General features: G+C 64.7%; 20 protein-coding genes. 7 read left to right on the top strand and 13 right to left on the bottom strand.

The features are described from left to right. The first annotated feature begins 138 nt into the window (after positions 1–138). The 3 genes from ACVWYP_RS34400 to ACVWYP_RS34410 all read left to right on the top strand — a co-directional run bounded on the left by ACVWYP_RS34400 (position 139) and on the right by ACVWYP_RS34410 (position 2846). Positions 139–354, top strand: a complete 216-nt coding sequence (locus ACVWYP_RS34400; RefSeq protein ID WP_016844293.1) for a hypothetical protein — start codon at positions 139–141, stop codon at positions 352–354. Positions 355–501: 147 nt separating this feature from the next. Further along, positions 502–1290 carry an ATP-binding cassette domain-containing protein gene (locus ACVWYP_RS34405; RefSeq protein ID WP_304496375.1) on the top strand — a complete coding sequence of 263 codons (789 nt, stop codon included), beginning with the start codon at positions 502–504 and terminating at the stop codon, positions 1288–1290. After that, a complete protein-coding gene (locus ACVWYP_RS34410; RefSeq protein ID WP_304496376.1) occupies positions 1287–2846 on the top strand; it encodes a glycine betaine ABC transporter substrate-binding protein in 1560 nt (519 codons plus the stop codon). The genes ACVWYP_RS34405 and ACVWYP_RS34410 overlap by 4 nt, the downstream gene beginning before the upstream one ends. A 99-nt stretch (positions 2847–2945) precedes the next feature. Here the strand turns inward: ACVWYP_RS34410 and ACVWYP_RS34415 are convergent, their stop codons facing one another. Together ACVWYP_RS34415 and ACVWYP_RS34420 are read right to left on the bottom strand one after the other, a co-directional pair. Beyond that, the gene (locus ACVWYP_RS34415) at positions 2946–4658 is read right to left on the bottom strand and encodes a sulfatase-like hydrolase/transferase (protein WP_304496377.1); all 1713 of its coding nucleotides are present in this window, start codon (positions 4656–4658) and stop codon (positions 2946–2948) included. Between the two features lie 171 nt (positions 4659–4829). Further along, the gene (locus ACVWYP_RS34420) at positions 4830–5537 is read right to left on the bottom strand and encodes a TetR/AcrR family transcriptional regulator (protein ID WP_304496378.1); all 708 of its coding nucleotides are present in this window, start codon (positions 5535–5537) and stop codon (positions 4830–4832) included. Positions 5538–5644: 107 nt separating this feature from the next. Between ACVWYP_RS34420 and ACVWYP_RS34425 the strand changes: the two genes are divergently transcribed. Beyond that, complete coding sequence (locus ACVWYP_RS34425; protein WP_304496379.1) at positions 5645–6265, top strand: hypothetical protein; 621 nt, start codon at positions 5645–5647, stop codon at positions 6263–6265. 12 nt (positions 6266–6277) lie between these two features. Here ACVWYP_RS34425 and ACVWYP_RS34430 read toward each other — a convergent pair whose 3' ends face one another. The 3 genes from ACVWYP_RS34430 to ACVWYP_RS34440 form a co-directional block, all read right to left on the bottom strand. Next, positions 6278–6511, bottom strand: a complete 234-nt coding sequence (locus ACVWYP_RS34430; protein WP_304496380.1) for a hypothetical protein — start codon at positions 6509–6511, stop codon at positions 6278–6280. A 28-nt stretch (positions 6512–6539) separates the two neighbouring features. Further along, positions 6540–6890 (bottom strand): lysozyme inhibitor LprI family protein, encoded by a 351-nt coding sequence (locus ACVWYP_RS34435; RefSeq protein ID WP_304496381.1) that lies wholly within the window; start codon positions 6888–6890, stop codon positions 6540–6542. 818 nt (positions 6891–7708) lie between these two features. After that, complete coding sequence (locus ACVWYP_RS34440; RefSeq protein ID WP_304496382.1) at positions 7709–7972, bottom strand: hypothetical protein; 264 nt, start codon at positions 7970–7972, stop codon at positions 7709–7711. Positions 7973–8078: 106 nt separating this feature from the next. On the opposite strand from ACVWYP_RS34440, the gene ACVWYP_RS34445 reads away from it, so the two are divergent. Further along, complete coding sequence (locus ACVWYP_RS34445; RefSeq protein ID WP_304496383.1) at positions 8079–8783, top strand: adenylate/guanylate cyclase domain-containing protein; 705 nt, start codon at positions 8079–8081, stop codon at positions 8781–8783. Between the two features lie 193 nt (positions 8784–8976). Next, positions 8977–10083, top strand: a complete 1107-nt coding sequence (locus ACVWYP_RS34450) for a DUF2336 domain-containing protein (protein ID WP_069277951.1) — start codon at positions 8977–8979, stop codon at positions 10081–10083. Between the two features lie 155 nt (positions 10084–10238). Here the strand turns inward: ACVWYP_RS34450 and ilvC are convergent, their stop codons facing one another. From ilvC to miaA, 8 genes are all read right to left on the bottom strand, one after another. Further along, on the bottom strand, positions 10239–11258 hold the full coding sequence (gene ilvC, locus ACVWYP_RS34455) for a ketol-acid reductoisomerase (protein WP_018272993.1): 1020 nt from the start codon (positions 11256–11258) through the stop codon (positions 10239–10241). A 150-nt stretch (positions 11259–11408) separates the two neighbouring features. Next, the gene (locus ACVWYP_RS34460) at positions 11409–12017 is read right to left on the bottom strand and encodes a LysE family translocator (RefSeq protein ID WP_304496384.1); all 609 of its coding nucleotides are present in this window, start codon (positions 12015–12017) and stop codon (positions 11409–11411) included. A 7-nt stretch (positions 12018–12024) separates the two neighbouring features. Next, the gene (locus ACVWYP_RS34465; protein WP_304496385.1) at positions 12025–12900 is read right to left on the bottom strand and encodes an EamA family transporter; all 876 of its coding nucleotides are present in this window, start codon (positions 12898–12900) and stop codon (positions 12025–12027) included. Between the two features lie 35 nt (positions 12901–12935). Next, positions 12936–13631 carry a class I SAM-dependent methyltransferase gene (locus ACVWYP_RS34470; RefSeq protein WP_304496386.1) on the bottom strand — a complete coding sequence of 232 codons (696 nt, stop codon included), beginning with the start codon at positions 13629–13631 and terminating at the stop codon, positions 12936–12938. Between the two features lie 3 nt (positions 13632–13634). Then, positions 13635–14177, bottom strand: coding sequence for an acetolactate synthase small subunit (gene ilvN, locus ACVWYP_RS34475; RefSeq protein WP_016841057.1), 543 nt, complete (start codon positions 14175–14177; stop codon positions 13635–13637). A gap of 21 nt (positions 14178–14198) precedes the next feature. After that, positions 14199–15185, bottom strand: a complete 987-nt coding sequence (locus ACVWYP_RS34480; protein ID WP_304496387.1) for a threonine dehydratase — start codon at positions 15183–15185, stop codon at positions 14199–14201. A gap of 207 nt (positions 15186–15392) precedes the next feature. Continuing rightward, the gene (locus ACVWYP_RS34485) at positions 15393–17168 is read right to left on the bottom strand and encodes an acetolactate synthase 3 large subunit (protein ID WP_016841059.1); all 1776 of its coding nucleotides are present in this window, start codon (positions 17166–17168) and stop codon (positions 15393–15395) included. A gap of 447 nt (positions 17169–17615) precedes the next feature. Beyond that, a complete protein-coding gene (miaA, locus tag ACVWYP_RS34490; protein WP_304500354.1) occupies positions 17616–18545 on the bottom strand; it encodes a tRNA (adenosine(37)-N6)-dimethylallyltransferase MiaA in 930 nt (309 codons plus the stop codon). On the opposite strand from miaA, the gene serB reads away from it, so the two are divergent. Next, positions 18544–19449 carry a phosphoserine phosphatase SerB gene (gene serB / locus ACVWYP_RS34495; RefSeq protein ID WP_304496388.1) on the top strand — a complete coding sequence of 302 codons (906 nt, stop codon included), beginning with the start codon at positions 18544–18546 and terminating at the stop codon, positions 19447–19449. The two genes, miaA and serB, sit on opposite strands and share 2 nt — an antisense overlap. Positions 19450–19484 lie beyond the last annotated feature (35 nt).

Here is a 19484-nt window from a genome sequence, read left to right on the forward strand (position 1 = left end):
TACGCGCTGACGGACGTGACGATTCGCTCCGGCCGTACTTTCCCGGTCTTGCCCGCTGCGGCGCCAAAGCTGCTGATAGTGGCATGAACCCTGCATGATTCGGGTCAGACCGGGTTAATCCCACTGATAAAGGCCGTCATGCTCGTTACGCTCGTCGCCATCCTCTGCAATGCTCAACTCTGCATGGAAAAGGTCGTCACCACGAGTGACCAATCCGGCATCACCATGGGCGCCTGCGCAGTGAATGCGCAGATCGGCATCGCCGATTGGCTCGCCAAGGGGCCGTATCACGAATGGCACCTGCAGAGCTATAAATGCATCATGGGCAAGTACGTACCCAAGAACGAAGTGTGATGTGTGCTCACAGCCCCGGACGGGGCTGATCCGCTTCGACCGGAACAGCCTGCGAAACCACACGGCGCAGGCGCGCGCCTCAAGTCAAAGTCCATTTTATGGGCTATCACTGTCGTTCACGACGGTGAGACATGAGGTCGCCCTGGAATGCCCGTAACGCCGCTGATTGCCTATGCGCATGTCGGCAAGAGTTTTGACAGTGGTCGCGTGGTGGCGGTCGACGACGTCTCGCTTGACGTGGCCGAGGGTGAATTCCTGGCGATCGTCGGCGGCTCGGGCTCCGGCAAGACGACGCTGCTGAGGCTCGCCAATCGCCTGATCGAAGCCGACCACGGCCGGATCGCCGTCGAAGGTGAAGATGTCAGCCGCGTCGATCCCATCCTGCTGCGGCGCCGCATCGGCTATGTCTTCCAGAGCGGTGGGCTGTTTCCGCATCTGTCCGTCGCCGGCAACATCGGCATCACGTCGAAGCTTCTCGGCTGGACGCAAGCGGAGATCTCGGCGCGGGTCGACGAACTGCTCGACCTTGTGCGGCTCGACCCCTCACAATATCGCGAGCGCATGCCGCACGAACTCTCCGGCGGCCAGCGTCAACGCGTCGGCGTCGCGCGTGCGCTGGCTGCGAAGCCGCGCATCGTGCTGATGGACGAGCCGTTCGGCGCACTCGATCCCCTCACCCGCGACGCGCTCGGCGACGATTATCGAACGCTGCACCGCGAGCTCGGCCTGACCACGGTCATGATCACCCACGACATGACCGAGGCGTTGCTGCTGGCCGATCGTGTCGCGGTGATGCGTGGCGGCAGGCTGCTGGCCCAGGGCACGCCGGCGGAGCTCTCGGCCAGCACCAACGGCTACGTCGGCGAACTGATGCGCACGCCGCGGCGGCAGGCGGAACGCCTGGGCGCTTTGCTGCCGCGGGGCGACACCGCATGAACCTATCAGCCGATCCGCGCTGGAGCGAGGCGCTCGCGCATCTGCCCGACTATCTCGGCAATCATGTGCGGGTCAGCGTCGCCGCGCTGGCGCTCGGGCTTCTGATCAGCCTGCCGCTTGCGATCATCGCCCGCAACCGGCCGGTGCTGCGCACGACGTTGCTCGGGCTTGCCAGCATCGTGCAGACCGTGCCCGGTCTCGCGCTGCTCGCGTTGTTCTATCCCCTGCTGCTGGCGCTCGCCGCGTTGACCGCGGCGTGGCTCGGCTTCAGCTTCTCCGCGTTCGGCTTCCTGCCGGCGGTGCTGGCGCTCGCGCTCTATTCGATGCTGCCGGTGTTGCGCAACACCATCACCGGCCTGTCGGGGGTCGATCCGGCGGTGCTGGAAGCCGCCCAGGGCGTCGGCATGACGCCGCGGCAATCGCTCACCATGGTCGAGGTTCCGCTGGCGCTGCCGGTGATGATGGCCGGAATCCGCACCGCGGCGGTATGGGTGATCGGCACCGCCACCTTGTCGACGCCAATCGGCCAGACCAGCCTCGGCAACTATATCTTCGCGGGATTGCAGACCCAGAACTGGGTGTTCGTGCTGTTCGGCTGCTTCGCTGCGGCCGTGCTCGCGCTTGTGGTCGACCAATTGCTGGCGCTGATCGAGAACGGCCTGCGCAATCGCAGCCGCGTCCGGACGGCGCTCGGCGGGCTTGGTATTGCCGCCCTGATCGCGGCGACGCTGGTGCCCGCGATCGCGCGCCCGCATGCGGGCATCGTCGTCGGCGCCAAGACGTTCACCGAGCAATATGTGCTGTCGGCGTTGATCGCGCAGCGGCTGCAGGCGGCCGGCCTTCCAGCCACGACCCGCGCCGGCCTCGGCTCCAACGTGATCTTCGACGCGCTCACGGCCGGCGATATCGATGTCTATGTCGACTATTCCGGCACGCTGTGGGCCAACCAGTTCCACCACACCGACATCAAACCCCGCGCCGAGCTGTTGGGCGAGTTGCAGACGACGCTGGCGAAGCAAGACATCACGCTGCTCGGCGAGCTCGGCTTCGAGAATGCCTATACGCTGGTGATGCCGAGGAAGCGCGCCGAAGAGCTCGGCATCCATTCGATCGCCGACCTCGCCTCACGCGCCGCCACGATGTCGATCGCCGGCGACTATGAATTCTTCTCGCGGCCGGAATGGGCCGGCATCCAGAAGGCCTACGGGCTGGCGTTCCGCGCCCAGCGTCAGATGCAGCCGGATTTCATGTATGCGGCGGTCGCCTCCGGCGAGGTCGACGTGATCGCGGGCTACACCAGCGACGGACTGATCGCGAAATACGATCTTGTCACGCTCGAGGACAACAGGCACGCCATCCCGCCCTATGACGCCATCGTGCTGCTGTCGCCAAAGCGACGCGACGACGAGACGCTCAAGGCGGCGCTGCGGCCGCTGCTCGGCAAGATCGATATCGCCGAGATGCGCGAGGCGAATTTGCGCGCGTCGGGCAATGACGCATCATCGTCGCCCGACGCCGTGGCGCGCTGGCTGTGGGAGAAGGTCGGCAGAAAATAGCCTCTCGCCGTCATTGCGAGCGAAGCCAAGCAATCCACCTCTCCGCATGCGAGGAAAGATGGATTGCTTCGTCGCTACGCTCCTCGCAATGACGACGTCTCAAAGCCCCTTGATGATCCCCGCGTCGATCAACAGGCGGTTGAAGCGGCGGGCTTCTGCGCCGTCCTTGCAGGAATAGAACACGCCGTTGCAGCGAAGCATAATCGCCTTCTGCTCCTCGAACGACGGATCAAGCGGAATGCCCGCAGCTTCCTGAATCACCAGCGGCAGATAGGCGGCGTCGATCGTGTCCATCACCGCCGGGCTCTTCACCGGCTCGAAATTGACGGCGTCGATCGCATAGTAGGTCGCGTAGTAACGCGGATCGTAATCCATCAGCTTCTTGCCGATGCCGGCCTCATCGAGATCGGGATCTAGCAGCTGCGGCGAGAATTCCGGCTGATGATCGCCGTAACGCACGATCAGGAAAGGCTGCGCCGGAAACTTCTTCTTCAGCGCCGCGACGAAGCCGGCATAGTCGCCAGCGCTCATCGCCTGCCGGCGCAGATATTCGTCGACGGCGGGCGTGTTGCCCGGCCGCTTCCACAACGGCAGCAACTCGGGATGGAATTTGGTTTCCCAGGGGAAATGATTGGCGGCGAGATAGACGAAGGCGAACAGCGGCGTACCTGACGTCTTCTGCTCGGCCATCAGCTTCAGCGCCTTGTCATAGAAGAAGCTGTCGGGCTCGACGTCCTTCGCATGCAGGTCATGCGCGTCGTAGAAGCGCTGGATGCCGGTCGTGGTCTGGAAGTTGCGCGCGCTCATGAAGGCGCCGAATGCGGGATAGAGCGAGAGCGTGTCGTAGCCGCAGCGGCGCAGGGCCAACGGCAGGCCGCGCTCCACGCGTCCCGATGCGATGCGGGTGACGAAATAGGAGAACCGGCCGAACGAGCGCGAGGACAATCCCGCAAGCACGTTGTACTCCGTGAACCAGCTCGGCCCGCCATTGCTCTCGGCGAGGAATTTGCGCTCGACGCCGTCATAGGACTTGAACTGGCTGCCATAGCCCGGCGGCACCTTGACGCCGGAGGCGGCGCGGATGTCGAAACTCGATTCATCATGGATCATGATGATGTTCGGCCGCCGCCCGGCAGGATGGCAGGCATCGACCAGGGGCACCCTAAGCTGGTCGCTCGCGGTCGGATCCGACTCCATGAAACCGTAGGCGACGAAATCGGACACGGCCGTGACGCCGGAGCGCGCGAACTTCGAGAGATAGCCGTCGTCGTAATAGCCGCGCCAGGCTTCGTCCGGCCAGGCGAAGGCATAACCCGAGAGGGCCGCGGTGCAGGCGAGGCAGGCGGCCGCAGCCGGCAGGCGGCGGATGCGGAACGGATCGAGCCACCACAGCGCGTACATCAGGGGCAGCGTGACGAGGCCGGCGCCGATAATCGACCAGCGCAGGCTCGGGAAGATCGTCAGCAGGAACGCCGCGGTGTCGCGGTCGATCACCATCAGGTCGACGAAATTCGCGGTCATCTGCACCACGTCGTGCTTGAAGCGCGACAACAGCACCAACACGACGACCAGCGTCAGCGACAGCGCGCCCGACAGCGCCGGCCGGCGCAGCAGCGCGATGAACAGGAAGTTCAGGATTCCCCAGGTGAGCAGGAAGCAAAGCCGCGAGCCGAAATCGGTCTCGGTGCGCAGCATCAGGATCAGCGCGCCGAAATGCGGTGCCGCGACCGCCATCAACCGCCAGATGCCGAGCGCGGCAAGACCGCCGGCCAGTGCGGCAACGGAGGAGTTTTGCTGAGGCGCGGGCGCCATGGGCGGGACGCAATACAACCCGGCGCAATGCCACCGCCTTGACTGGCAACGGCCAGGAGGCATGCGGCACAGCCGGTGTCTGGACCGCGTCACAAAACCGTAATTGAATCGTCATGAACGCGCAATGAATTTGCCGCGCCCAGCCTGGCCGCGGCAGGCAGCGCGCATGCCTTAAACTTTGGCGGCTGGCGCGGCGTGGCTCGCGATGCCCGCGATGAAGAGATCGACGATGTCGGCAGCCATCTGCTCGACCTCCGCATCGCCGACACCCCAGCGCGGCAAATGGCCGTCGATGTGCATCCGTGCGAAGCCATAGACCAGCGCGCGGCCGGCGATCTGGACCTGCCTGAGGTCGCGCGTCCCGAGTTGGCCAGCTGAAAATGCCTCCGCCAGCGTGCGCTCGGTCAGGCCGATCAACTCGGCATTGTCGCTGGAGACGGCGGCCGAGCGGTCGTGGTCGAAGAAGCGGCGGCTGGAGATGATCTCGAAATGGGTCGGGTTCTTCATCGCCCAGCGCAGATAGGCGATCCCGAGATGGCGGAAGCGGCCGAGCGGATCGCCTGACGGCGCCTCGGCCAGCGCCGCCTCGATCTCTGCGCGAAAGCGGCGTTGCGCCTCCTCCGCCACCGCATTCATCAGCGCGTCCCGGCTCGGGAAATGCCGGAACGGCGCGCCCGGCGAGACCCCGGCGCGGCGCGCGGCCTCGCGCACGCTGACCGCCTCCGGCCCGCCCTCGCCGACCAGTTGCATGGCGGCATCGATCAGGACGCGGCGGAGATCGCCGTGGTGATACGGCCTGGCCGCCTGCGCCCGCGTCGCGACCGGACGCGGCTTGGCGGGCCGGCGGCCGGTGGGCGGGCTTTTGGCGGAGCGGCGCATGGCGCACCACTAGCATCACCCGCTTGTGAATGTAAGCGATGATTACACGGATTGACCGCGCGCGGGCGCGAAATGTAACTGGTGATTACATAAACGGGAGGCGGGATATGGCGACGCATCGCAACTGGTTCGAGGGCTGGCGGCTGTTTGGCCTGCTCACGCTCACCCTGATCGGGCTTTCGATCTGGATCGCCGCGATGCGGCAGTTCGAGGTCGAGGGCGTGCGGATGGTGATCCGCTTCACGGCGCGGACCTCGCTCTTGTTCTTCTGCCTCGCCTTCTCGGCGGCGGCGCTGGCGCGGCTGTGGTCGAACGCCTGGACGCACTGGCAGCGCCGCAACCGCCGTTACCTGGGCGTCACCTTCGCGGCCTCGCACGCCATCCATGCGGTCGCGATCGCAGCCTTCGCGACGCTCGATCCGCCCGGCTTCGCCGCCGCGACCTCGGCGGTCTCCTATATCTTCGGCGGCATCGGCTATGCCTTCATCATCGCGTTGACCGCGACCTCATTCGATCGCACGGCCGCGATGCTGGGCCCGCGCGTTTGGCGCAGGCTGCATCTCATCGGCGGCTACTATCTGCTGCTGCAGTTCATGGTCTCGTTCGGCAAGCGAATTCCCGAGATGCCGCTCTACACGCTGTTTCTCGTGCCGCTCGCCGCCGTGTTCGCGCTCAGGATCATCAGCATGGCCGCGCGGCCTGCGCCGCGTCCGGCGCAAGCGAGCTGAGATCGGGCCGCCTTACACCAGGTGAAACTTGCGGCCGAGCTGGCGATGAACCGACAGCACCGCGCGGTCGACGTCGCTGATCAGGCTGTCACCGAGCACGACGTTCGGAATTTCCCAGTTGCGCCCGATCTGCGCATCGGGCAGCGCTGCGACCGCCGGCACACGCGCGGTTTCGCAGCCGGGCTGGGCGCGCAGCGCCTCCTCGGCAAGCTGGGTCAATTCGTCCTGGCTCTTTCCATCAGTCATGACCTCGGTCCTGACTCCGGAAGATGGCTCACTGATGGCCAAGATTCTCCAGTTCCTTAGCGCGGGCTTCGGTCATGCTGCGCATGCATTCGCCGGCATCAAGGCGGGCGATGGTGCCCTCGCCGAGGTCGTAATACAGGCAGTTGGCGACACGGTACTGGATCCACAGCCGTTGCGCGGTGCGCAGCTGTTCGCGCTGCTTGTCGTCGGCGGCATCCTTCAACGCCTTCTGATAGGCGACGTTCATCCGCTTGTCCCACTGCGCAGTCTTGGCCTTGAGGCATTCGACCATCTGGTAGGAGCCGCCGTCGCAGGATGGCTCGCCAACGCTCTGATCGCCGGCCCAGGCCGACGAGATGAGGACGAATAATACAAACAATCTCTTCGGCCCAAGCTGCAAATTCGGGACATTCCAGATCGAACTAGGAAAAAGAGCCAACATCGCTGCGCCACTCAATCGCTTCCCTCCTCAGTTGAAAACGGCGGAAATACACCTACAATTCGACAAGGGGGAAGACATGATGACCAAATCGCCTTTGATCACCAAGAGAAAGGCACCTTATCTCTGCACCGTCGAAGCCGACTTTAGAGAACGGAATGCGCCTGGACCTAATCTCCATCTGACAACCCGATTTTCAGACGATGTCTTGTCGCTAGGTCCAATCCAAATCCGGGTTGCGCTTGCACGTGCTTACCTAAATTTCCGACTTGAAAACTGCGCATTTCCGTTGGCTTGCAATCTAGAGCAGACTTGGTCGCTAAGTGGCAAAGCTAAAGCCACATTGAAAAAGCGCCTATCGCGCACGGAGTCTGAAACCGATCAGATTGGATTGACAGCATCCTCCCTACCTTCTGCGAAACTGAACAGCAGTTCAAGAAAAGGGACATCCTCAGCCGAGGAAACCAAGTTAGAGAACACAACAACCTGGCAGCATGTGTTTTGGCGAGGAGACGCTGACGGCCCAAGCTTGGTTTTCGATTCGCGCCCGAGCCAAAAATATTTGAGCGGAACACTTCTTAGCGGCGAGCTCGTTGGCTCAGTCGAGCCAAAACAATCCAACTATTACGACGTAGTCCTTGAACTAGAAATCCCGAAATCGGGTCTACTCATAGAAGATGGAGACGAATTCGTTTCGTACCCCAACAAGCGGGGCCTCGTCAAAATCATCGCCACTCTTGCACTTTGCCGACGACCAATCAGACTTCAGTCGAGGAGCTGGTGAGCTTGCTTCGCAACCAGGATCGAAACGACCTTGCTTTGTCGCCGAGAGATAAGCCTTGAAGAAAAGAAGCGACTTCTTCATCCTTGATGGATTCGAGTAGCTTCTGGGCAGCTTCTTTGCGTTCCTCCTTTCGAGGAGCGTCCGAGGCAATGCGCATCAGCTCAATTGTTTCGGCCGACTGTCGATCGCCAAGGAATATATCAAGATTCTTGCTCCATCTGGCTGCGACGGCAATCACTCATCGTCGAGCTGATCGGCCGCTCTGTGATCCTCGCCGTCACCGTTGCGGCCGCCGCGATCGCGCTGGAAATCGTGCTCTACGGGCATGGGCTCGAGCCAAGTGGATGCGCGAAACCTTCCTGAAGATCATTGGCGTCGGCCTGCTGCTGTCGATCCCGATCACAACGATCTACGAGTTGGTCCGGATGATCGGCGGGCATACGCTGCTCGGCATCGTGCTCGGACGCTATCGGCAGCCGGTGCGCGAGGAGCGCGTGCTGCTGTTTCTCGACCTGGTCGGCTCGACGACGCTGGCGGAGTCGATGGGCGAGCTGCGCGTGCAGGAATTGCTGACGCGCTTCTTCTTCGACATCGACGAGCCGATCGTGTCGCACGGCGGCGAAGTCCACGCCTATGTCGGCGACGAAGTGATCGTGACCTGGCCGGCCAATGCCGACGGGCGATCGCGGCGGTATCTCGATTGCGTGTTCGCGATCGAGGATCACCTCGCCAAGCGGGCCGATCAATATCGCAAGGAGTTCGGCGTGGTGCCCGCGTTTAGGGCCGGGATGCATGCCGGTCCGGTCGTCATCGCGGAATGCGGGGACTCGCGGCGACAGATCGCCTATTTCAGCGATACCGTGAACGTGACAGCGCGGCTGCAGGCGCATTGCAAGGAGGCCGGCCGGCCGCTGCTGGTATCGGGCGACCTGCTCCGCCTGCTGCCGCCGGACCGGGATTTAGTCGTCGAGCCGCTCGGCTCGACGCAATTGCGCGGACGTGCAGCGTCGATCGACATCTTTTCCGTCGCGCGGCGCGTATCGTCCTAAACGATTTCTTAAAATGCACCGGCATCAGCTTCCGCTGAGCCGAAAGCGCGCATTGAATCGAGTCCGGTCGCAGCCTGTTAAGGATGCGACGCACACCGTATTTGCACCGGGTTCCACCTTAACGCAGGTGTAAGACCGCGCCCCGCATGGTGCGCAGACAGGTGTCATTCAACAAAAACAAGGTTGCCCATCGATGGCGCAACAGGCGTCACAATCGATTATTGCCGAACTCGAGGATGCGGTCCGGGACGGGACATCGGCCAAGCGTGTGCAGACGCTGCGGCAGGTCACCGATCTGTTCCTGAACGACGGCGACCGCCTCAACGATGAACAGGTCAAGGTGTTCGACGACGTGCTCTGCCTCTTGGTCGCGCGCGTCGAGACCCGTGCGCGGGCCGAGCTCAGCAAGCGGCTCGCGCCGCTCGACTATGCGCCGTTCGAGGTGATTCAGCACCTCGCCTGGGACGACGACATCAGCGTCGCCGGCGACGTGCTGACCCACTCCAGCCGCCTCTCGAACGACGCCCTGCGCGAGATCGCGAGCAGCAAGGGCCAGGACCACCTGTTCGCGATCTCCGCGCGGGAAAACCTGCCGCCTTCCGTCACCGACGTGATCATCGACCGCGGCGAGGACAAGGTGATCCGGCGTCTCGCCAAGAACGCCGGAGCGCAGTTCTCCGACAACGGCTATTCCAGCATCGTCGCCCGCGCCGAAGGCGACGACGAGCTGGTCGAGATCCTCGGTCTGCGCATCGACATTCCGGCCAAGCTGCTGCGCGACCTGCTGCAGCGCGCCAAGGATACGGTGCGCGCCCGTCTGCTTTCGATCGCGTCGCCCAGGGCGCGCGAAGAGATCAGCCAGGTGCTGAACGACATCGCCCAGGAAGAGGCTGCGGCGCCGCGCCGCAACTACGGCATCGCCGAAGAGCTGGTCAAGCTGATGAAGCAGCTGAACGAGCTCGACGATGCGGCCGTCTACAAGTTCGCCGAAGAGGGCAAGCTCGACGAGGTCACGGTCGCGCTTGCCGTGCTCAACGACATGCCGATCGCGATGATCGAACGCCTGATGCTCGGCCTCCGCTCCGACCTGATTCTGATCCCGTGCCGCTCGGCGCGGCTCAACTGGCCGACCGTCGAAACCATCCTGCGCAAGCGGCCGCTGCCGCTGCCGCTCGACAATGCGACGCTCGAAATCGCGCAGCGCGATTACCGCCGGCTCTCGCTCGAGACCGCGCAGCGCACGGTGCGATTCTGGCAGCTGCACAACAGGATCGAGAAGCAGCCGATGGCGGCCGGCTAAGGCGCCGCGCCTCTGCGACAAAGAAAAAGGGTGGGCAACGCGCCCACCCTTTTTCATCACCGCGTCATTCCGGGGCGCCTCGAAGAGGCGAACCCGGAATCTCGAGATTCCGGGTTCGGTCCTGCGGACCGCCCCGGAATGACAGGCTTCGCCTGTCAGTTCTTGCTCTTGTCGACCAGCGCGCCCTTCTTGATCCAGGGCATCATGTCGCGCAGCTTGGCACCGACTTCCTCGATCGGATGCGCGGCGAGCTTGGCGCGGGTCGCCTTGAACGAGGTCTGGTTGACCTTGTTCTCCAGCATCCAGTCGCGGGCGAACTTGCCGCCCTGGATGTCGGCGAGCACGCGCTTCATCTCGGCCTTGGTCTCGGCCGTGACGATACGCGGACCGGTGACGTACTCGCCGTATTCGGCGGTGTTGGAGATCGAGTAGTTCATGTTGGCGATGCCGCCTTCATAGATCAGGTCGACGATCAGCTTCACTTCGTGCAGGCACTCGAAATAGGCCATCTCGGGCGCGTAGCCGGCCTCGACCAGCGTCTCGTAGCCGCCCTTGATCAGCTCGACCAGGCCGCCGCAGAGCACCACCTGCTCGCCGAACAGGTCGGTCTCGCACTCTTCCTTGAAGGTGGTCTCGATGATGCCGGCGCGGCCGCCGCCGATCGCCGAGGCATAGCTGAGGCCGAGGTCATGGGCGTTGCCCGACGAGTCCTTGGCGATCGCGATCAGGCAGGGCACGCCGCCGCCGCGCTGGTATTCCGAGCGCACGGTGTGGCCGGGGCCCTTCGGCGCGATCATCAGCACGTCGAGGTCGGCGCGCGGATCGAGCAGGTTGAAGTGCACGTTGAGGCCGTGGGCGAACACGAGCGCCGCGCCCTTCTTCATGTTGTCGTGCAGGTGCTCGCGATAGATGTCGCCCTGCAACTCGTCCGGGGTCAGCATCATCACGAGGTCGGCCCACTTGGCGGCTTCGGCGACTTCCATCACCTTGAAGCCGGCGTTCTCGGCCTTCTTGGCCGAGGCCGAACCCTTGCGCAGCGCAATCGCCACTTCCTTGACGCCTGAATCCTTCAGGTTCAGCGCATGGGCGTGGCCCTGGCTGCCGTAGCCGACGATGGCGACCTTCTTGCCCTTGATCAGGTTCAGGTCGGCATCGCGATCGTAGTAAACTCGCATCGTGGTTTCCTCGTTTGAAGGGGGCCAAAATCGGCCGATGAATCAGGCTTTCGGAAGGTCAGAACCGCCGGGCGCCCGCGAATTTCCGGCGTTGTCTAGAGCATTTTCCCCCTCAGGGGAAACCCTCATCTCGCATGGCGCGGTGCGGCATCATGCGTCCATGAAGACCGGGTAGAGCGAGGCCAGCAGCAGGATGGCCATCACCACATTGAAGGCGCGGATCGCCCGGGGCGAGGTCAGGATCGGCCGCAAGGCGGTCCCGAACAGCGCCCAGACGATGCAAGACACCGTGCCCAGGATCAGGCTCAGGCCGACCTGGATCGCGATGTTCCAGGGAAAGGCGGCAATCGCCGCATAGGCCGTGATGGTACCGATCACCATCACCCAGCCCTTGGCATTGATCCACTGGAACATGGCGGCGCCCCAGAACGTCATCGGGCCGCGGCCGCCCCTGTCGTCCTTGTCCGCCGAGGGCGGCTCGGCCATGGCGATAACGGCGGCGAGATAGATCAGGTAGGCGACGCCACCATATTTCAGGATCGTCTGCAGCACCGGATAGGCGATGAAGACGGCCCCTAGCCCGACGCCGACCGCGCCGACCATGAAGGCGAACCCGACCGTGATGCCGGCGATGTGGGGCACCGTGCGGCGGAAGCCGTAGGTCAGCCCCGACGACAGCAGCATGATGTTGTTGGGGCCCGGCGTGAAGAACATCACGACGGCAAACACGACAAAGGCGAACAGCAGCGAACTCGACATGGTGCCCTCACGCGACTTTCGGCAGAGCTTTTGGCCGCTTCGACAGCAGCATCACGGCAATGCCGGCGATCACGGTGACCATGCCGGCCAGCCGCAGCGGCCCGAATGTCTCGCCGAACACGATGCTGGAGGCGGCGGAGCCGACGAACGGCACCAGCAGCGCGAACGGCACCACCTGCGCCGCCGGATAATCCCGCAGCAGCCGGCCCCACAGCCAGTAGGCGATGCTGGTCGAGATGCCGCCGAGGCAGAGCATGCAGACGAGCCCGGTCAGCGACATATGGGTCAGCGCATGCCAGGTCGGCTGCGGGCCGTTGGTGATCAAGGTCAGCACCGCAAGCGGCACCGCGGCGGACAGGCACAGCCAGGCGAACAGATCGAACATCGGCGCGCCGTTCGCCTGCCGCAGAAGAAGATTGCCGATCGCGAAGCTGATCGGGCAGATCATGATGATCGCAAACGCGGCGACGCTGAAGTCGTAGCCGACCGTCCCGCAGATCATCAGCAGGCCGAGCGCGGCGATCGCGATGCCGATCGCCTGGGTCCGCGTCGGGATTTCACCGAAAGCCAAGGCAGCAAAGGCGATGGTGAACAGCGCCTGGCTCTGCACGATCACGCTGGAAAGCCCGACCGGAACCCCATGCGCGATCGCAAAGGCCTGTGCGAGGAACTGGCCGAGGAACAGCGTGGCGCTGATCGCGATCAGAAGCGGCCAGGAAACGCCGGGCTTGCGCAGGAACAGGCACGGCAGCGCGGCAATGGCGAAGCGCAGCGTCGTCATCAGCTCCGGCGAGAACTCATCGAGCGCGATCCGGCTTGCGACGAACGCAAGCCCCCAGATCACCGCGACCATGACGGCGATGCCAACATCGGCCGGCTTCATTGTTGTTCTTCTTTTGCTTCCGTTTCGGTCGGGATCTAGATCTGGTCGTCGGGCTTCGGTTTGCGCAGCAGATAGGTGCCGTGCAGCGGCGCGTGGTAATCAACGGAGATCAGCGTGAAACCGGTCTCGGTCAGCATGCGCTCCATCACCCAGCCGAAGGTCGAGTATTCGTCGCGCATATGGGTGATCACGCTTTCGCGCTCGAAACCGTGATTCTTGATCGAGAAGTCGGCCCATCCTTCGACATCGCGATCGACACCGTCGGGCATGCCGACGAACACCATGTCGCGCAGGTAGAAGTTCGCGCCCGGCTTCAACGCGTTGAAGATTCGCGACAGCGCCACCGCCTTCCAGAAGTCCGGAAGATGGTGCAGCGTGAACTCGCTGACGATGAGGTCGTAGGAATTCGGTTGATAGGCGAACGACAACAGGCCGGCCGGCTGGGTCCGGATCTTCGCCTTGCGGTCGCGCGCATAGATTTCGGCAAGCCCGATCATTGCCGGCGAGATGTCGATGGCATCGACCTCGGCGCCCATCAGCGCCGCCTCGGTGGCCAGCACGCCGTTGCCGCAGCCGATATCGGCGATCCGCCAGCCCGGCTTGACGCCGAGCATGGTCAGCGCCTGGCGGGCACGGACATCACTGTCCTCGCTGACGTCATAGATCGAGGCCACCGCGGTATCGAGACCGACCTGCCGCCGTTGCGTGTAGTACCAGTCGCGCGCCAACATGACTCACATCCCTTCCGGCCCACGCGTGATCGCGGCCACCCCGGTTCGTGACACCTCGACCAGACCCAGCGGACGCATCAGGTCGATGAACTGACTGATCTTGGACGAATTGCCCGTGATCTCGAACACAAAGCTCTCGGTCGTGGCGTCGATCACCCGGGCGCGGAATGCGTCCGCCAGCCGCAGCGCCTCAACGCGGTGATCGCCACCCCCCCGCACCTTGACCATTGCGAGCTCGCGCTCGATCGAGCTGCCGGTCAGCGTCATGTCGACGACGCGGTAGACCGGGATCATGCGGTCGAGCTGATGCTTGATCTGCTGGATCACCATCGGCGTGCCGGTGGTGACGATCGTGATCCGCGAGAGATGTTTCTGGCTCTCGGTCTCCGAGACGGTGAGACTCTCGATGTTGTAGCCGCGGCCGGAGAACAGGCCGATCACGCGCGCGAGCACGCCGGGCTCGTTCTGCACGAGCACGGACAAAGTATGCGTCTCATTGGGATCGTGACGCTCTTCGAGGAAGTAGGCGGATGCGGGCTGGTTCATGGTCGTCCCCTTACATTCTGTTCACGCCACCGCCCGCTCGACGGCCGGCGCAGCATCCGTTCCGATCCAGGTCCGGAACAGATCGAAATCGATATTGCCACCGCTCAGGATCAAGCCGACCCGCTTGCCGGCGAGCCTGCTCTTCTCCTGCAGCGCGGCCGCAAGCGCCGCAGCGCCCGCGCCCTCGGCGAGATTATGGGTGTCGGTCCAGTAGGCGCGGATCGCCTGCCCGACCTCGTCGTCGCTGACCTGCACGATGCGGGACGCACCCTTCTGGATCAGCGCGAACGCATCGGCGTCCGGAATCCGCGTCGCCATGCCGTCGGCAAGGGTATTGCTGGTCTCGGTGGTGACGATCTTTCCGGCCGCAAACGACAAAGCGTAGGACGGCGCCTCGGCCGACTGCACGCCGACGATCTCGGTCTTCAGTCCGAGCAGGTCGCGCGCCATGATGCAGCCGCAGATGCCGGAGCCCTGCCCGATCGGCACATAGAGAATGTCGAGACCGGGCGCGGTACGGAACAGTTCGAGCGCGTAGGTCGCGACACCCAGCACGAGGTCCGGGTGGAACGACGGCACCATATGCAGGCCGGCGAATTGGGCGCGACGCTCGGCCTCCTCCCGCGCGGCCTGGAAGTCGTCGCCGTGCTCGACGAGCTCGGCCCCGAACGCGTGCATGGCGCGGTTCTTCTCGACCGAGTTGCCGCGCGGCACGTAGATCGTCGCCGGCACGCCATGACGCCCTGCCGCGAACGCCAGGCTCTGGCCGTGATTGCCGCGCGTCGCCGAGATGATGCCCGGCACGTCGGGCCGCTCGCGCTTCAGCCGTTCGAGATAGACCAGGCCGCCGCGCACCTTGAAGGCGCCGGTCGGCGTGTGGTTCTCATGCTTGACCACGACCTCGGTGCCGAGCCGCTCGGCGAGCAGCGGCCAGGCGTGCGCCGGCGTCGCCGGCACCGCTGTGACGACGATCCGGTGCGCGCGCTCGAGCTCGTTGAGGTCAAACATGGGAGCCGCCCTCCATCCGAGCGCGCGATAGGCTCCCTCGCCCCGCTCTTCGCGGGGAGAGGGTTGGGGTGAGGGGCTGCCTCCAAGAAAGCGGTGAGAGACGGACTCGCGGAGACTCCCCCTCACCCGGATTGCGCTCGCGCGCAATCCGACCTCTCCCCGCAAGCGGGGCGAGGTGAAGAGAGAGTGCTCCGCGCCGATCCATCATCACACCAGCGCCTTGCCACCGGAGAAGGCCTTCGCGGTGGCCTCGTCGGTCGCCTCTTCCGGCAGCAGCATCTCGTTGTGCGCCTTGCCCGACGGGATCATCGGGAAGCAGTTCTCCAGCGCGGCGACGCGGCAGTCGAACAGCACCGGGCGCTTGATCGAGATCATCTCCTTGATCGCGCCGTCGAGATCGGACGGCTTGGTCGCCTGCAGGCCGACGCAGCCATAGGCGTCGGCGAGCTTGACGAAGTCCGGCAGCGCCTCGGAGTACGAGTGCGACAGGCGGTTGCCGTGCAGCAGCTGCTGCCATTGCCGAACCATGCCCATGTACTGGTTGTTCAGGATGAAGATCTTGATCGGCAGCTCGAACTGGACCGCCGTCGACATCTCCTGGATCGTCATCTGCACCGAGGCGTCGCCGGCGATGTCGATCACCAGGCTGTCCGGATGCGCCACCTGCACGCCGACCGCGGCCGGCAGGCCGTAGCCCATGGTGCCGAGACCGCCCGAGGTCATCCAGCGATGCGGCTCCTCGAAGCCGAAGAACTGCGCGGCCCACATCTGGTGCTGACCGACCTCGGTCGTGATGTAGGTGTCCTTGCCGCGGGTCAGCTCGAACAGGCGCTGGATCGCGTATTGCGGCAGGATGATATCGTTGTTCTTGCGGTAGGACAGCGAGTTGCGCGCGCGCCATTGCGCGATCTGCTGCCACCACGACTTGATGTCCGGCTTCTTGGCTTCGGCCTTGAACACCTGCAGCAAATCGCCGAGCACGTTGCCGGCGTCGCCGATGATCGGCACGTCGACGCGGATGTTCTTGTTGATCGAGGACGGGTCGATGTCGATGTGGATCTTCTTCGAGCCCGGCGAGAACGCGTCGGTACGGCCGGTGATGCGGTCGTCGAAGCGCGCGCCGACGCACAGCATGACGTCGCAATCATGCATCGTCATGTTGGCTTCGTAGGTGCCGTGCATGCCCAGCATGCCGAGCCAGTTCGGGCCCGAGGCGGGATAGGCGCCCAGCCCCATCAGGGTCGAGGTGATCGGGAAGCCGGTCGCCTCCACCAGCTGGCGCAGCAGTTTCGAGGCCTCGGGACCCGAATTGATCACGCCGCCGCCGGAATAGATCACCGGACGCTTTGCGTTGGCGAGCAGCGCCACCGCCTTGCGGATCTGGGTCGCGTCGCCCTTGACGCGCGGCGTGTAGGAGATGTGCACGTCCGACTTGCGCGGCGGATGATAGGTGCCGGTCGCGAACTGCACGTCCTTCGGCACGTCGACCACGACCGGGCCGGGCCGGCCGGTGGTGGCGACATAGAAGGCCTCATGCAGCACCCTGGCGAGGTCGTTGACGTCGCGGACCAGCCAATTGTGCTTGGTGGCCGGCCGCGTGATGCCGACGGTGTCACACTCTTGGAAGGCGTCGTTGCCGATCAGGTGGGTCGGCACCTGGCCGGTGATGCAGACCAGCGGGATCGAATCCATCAGCGCGTCGGTCAGCGGCGTCACCATGTTGGTGGCGCCGGGGCCCGACGTCACGAGCACCACGCCGGGCTTGCCGGTCGAGCGCGCATAGCCTTCGGCGGCATGGCCGGCGCCCTGCTCGTGACGGACCAGGATGTGCTCGACCTCGCTCTGCTGGAAGATCTCGTCGTAGATCGGAAGCACCGCGCCGCCGGGATAGCCGAAGACATGCTGCACGCCGTGATCGATGAGCGCGCGCACGATCATCGCGGCGCCGGTCATCTGATTGGGATCGTGGCTCTTGTCGGTCATGGTTCGCTCCGGATGCGCTTGTTTTTGCGCGGCTTTTGTCAGTTCTCGTCAGTTCGGCTTCGGGCAATAAAAAGGGGCCCCAGAGGCCCCATGCACACCGCCCGAATTTGGATGGCCGCTAGCCATCCCCGGCGGTGTGCCTGGGTACGACGGCGATAAGCAGTTTGGTAATAATGTTGCGCACGAGACGACCCAGTCTTCCCAAAGGTTGCGCGAACATAGCGGCCAAAGCCTGAATGTCAAGGCAAGGCAAGCACTTTCGCGATTTCCGTACTCTACCGGGGTTCCGCTCGTTCGGCGAGTGTTTTTCCGCAGGCGAACGCGCATGGCTGACGGGCGTGCGCTGCCAGCACGCGGCGGGGTCCGTAGCCCGGATGGAGCGAAGCGAAATCCGGGACCAACGTCTCCCGCGGCGAGGTCCCCGGATTGCGCTGCGCTCCATCCGGGCTACGGGACCCGGCTCTCCAGCCATTCCCGGCCAGCTTCCGGCTCGACCCAGTCGAACTCCGGGAGCTGATGGCGAAACCAGGTGAACTGGCGCTTCGCGTAATGGCGGGTGTCGGCCCGGCCGATCTCGGCCGCCTCCTCGCGGCTGATCTCTCCCCTCAGGTGCCGGATCAGCGCCGGCACCCCATGGGCCTTCATCGCCGGCAGCAGCGGATCGAGCCCACGGGCCGCTAGCGCTGCGACCTCGTCGAGCGCGCCGGTATCGAGCATGACACCGAACCGGGCGTCGATCCGTGCATAGAGCGTCTCGCGCTCCGGCGCGAGGAACAGCGCATGAAAATCGCCCGGCGGCAGCAGAGGCGGCAGGCCCTCGCGATGCCAGTCCGGCAGCGGGCGGCCGGTGGCCTCGACCACCTCGAGCGCCCGCGCGATGCGGGTGCGGTCGCGCGGCTTCAGCCGTTCGGCCGACACCGGATCGCGCTCGGCAAGCTCGGCATGCAGCGCCTCGACGCCGCGTTGCTCGAGCCGTGCGCGCACGTCGTCGCGCACATCAGCCGGGATCGGCGGCACCGCCGACAAGCCGCGCGTCAGCGCCTTGAAATAGAGGCCGGAGCCGCCGATGAAGATCGGCGGCCGTCCCTCCGCACGCGCCTCGCCGAGCACCTTCGCCGCATCGGCCACCCAGCCGCCGGCGGAAAAATTCACGCCGGCGTCGACATGGCCGTAGAGCCGGTGCGGAACCAGCGCCTCTTCGCCTGCGGTCGGCCGCGCGGTGATGATCCGGAGGTCACGATAGACCTGCATGGAGTCGGTGTTGATCACGACCCCGCCGGTCCGCTGCGCGAGTTCGAGCGCCAGCGCCGACTTGCCGCTGGCGGTCGGCCCTGCGATAAGCACTGCCTTGTTCAACAATCCCGAATGCGCCTGCATGTCCCTCGTTGCCACGCTGATCTGCAATCCGGCAAGCCCCGCGCTCGACTCCACCATCGTCGACGGTGCGCGGGCCGTGCTGCCCTCACCCGGCCCGGCGCAGTGGCTGTTCAACGAAGTCGCCGCCGACATTCCGTTCGAAAGCGAGGACAGCAGCAGGGACGGTATCAAGGCGATCGAGGAACGCCTTCGCCAGGCCCGCGGCGACCTGCCGATCGACATTGTCGTGCAGCCTCGCATCGCCCGGCGCAAGAAGCTTTTTCTGGCCGACATGGATTCCACCATGATCGGCCAGGAGTGCATCGACGAGCTCGCCGACTTCGCCGGGCTCAAGGCCCATGTCGCCGCGATCACCGAGCGCGCGATGCGCGGCGAGATCGAGTTCGAATCCGCGCTGCGCGAGCGGGTGGCGCTGCTCAAGGGCCTCCCGGTCGGCGTGGTCGACGAGGTGCTCGACAAGCGGATCACGCTGACGCCGGGCGGCCGCGAACTGGTCATGACCATGCGCGCGCACGGCGCCTATACCTGCCTGATCTCGGGCGGCTTCACCTTGTTCACCAAGGTCGTCGCGGCGAAGGTCGGCTTTCAGGAGAACCGCGCCAACCAGCTGCAGGTCGCAGGCGGCAAGTTGACCGGCGAGGTGGTCGAACCGATCCTCGGCCGCGCCACCAAGCTCGCCACCCTGATCGAGCTCACCGAATCCTTCGATCTCGACGACCTCGACACGCTGGTAGTGGGCGACGGCGCCAACGATCTCGGCATGATCCAGGCTGCGGGCCTCGGCGTTGCCTATCACGCCAAGCCGGCGGTCGCGGCCGCGGCCGCGGTCCGGATCGACCACGGCGATCTCACCGCGCTGCTGTACGCGCAGGGCTATCGGCGGGATGAGTTCGTCGAGAATTGATCCTCGGCGTCGTCCCGGCCGAGTGCGCGCTTGCG

Source organism: Bradyrhizobium sp. USDA 3262 (assembly GCF_054060035.1).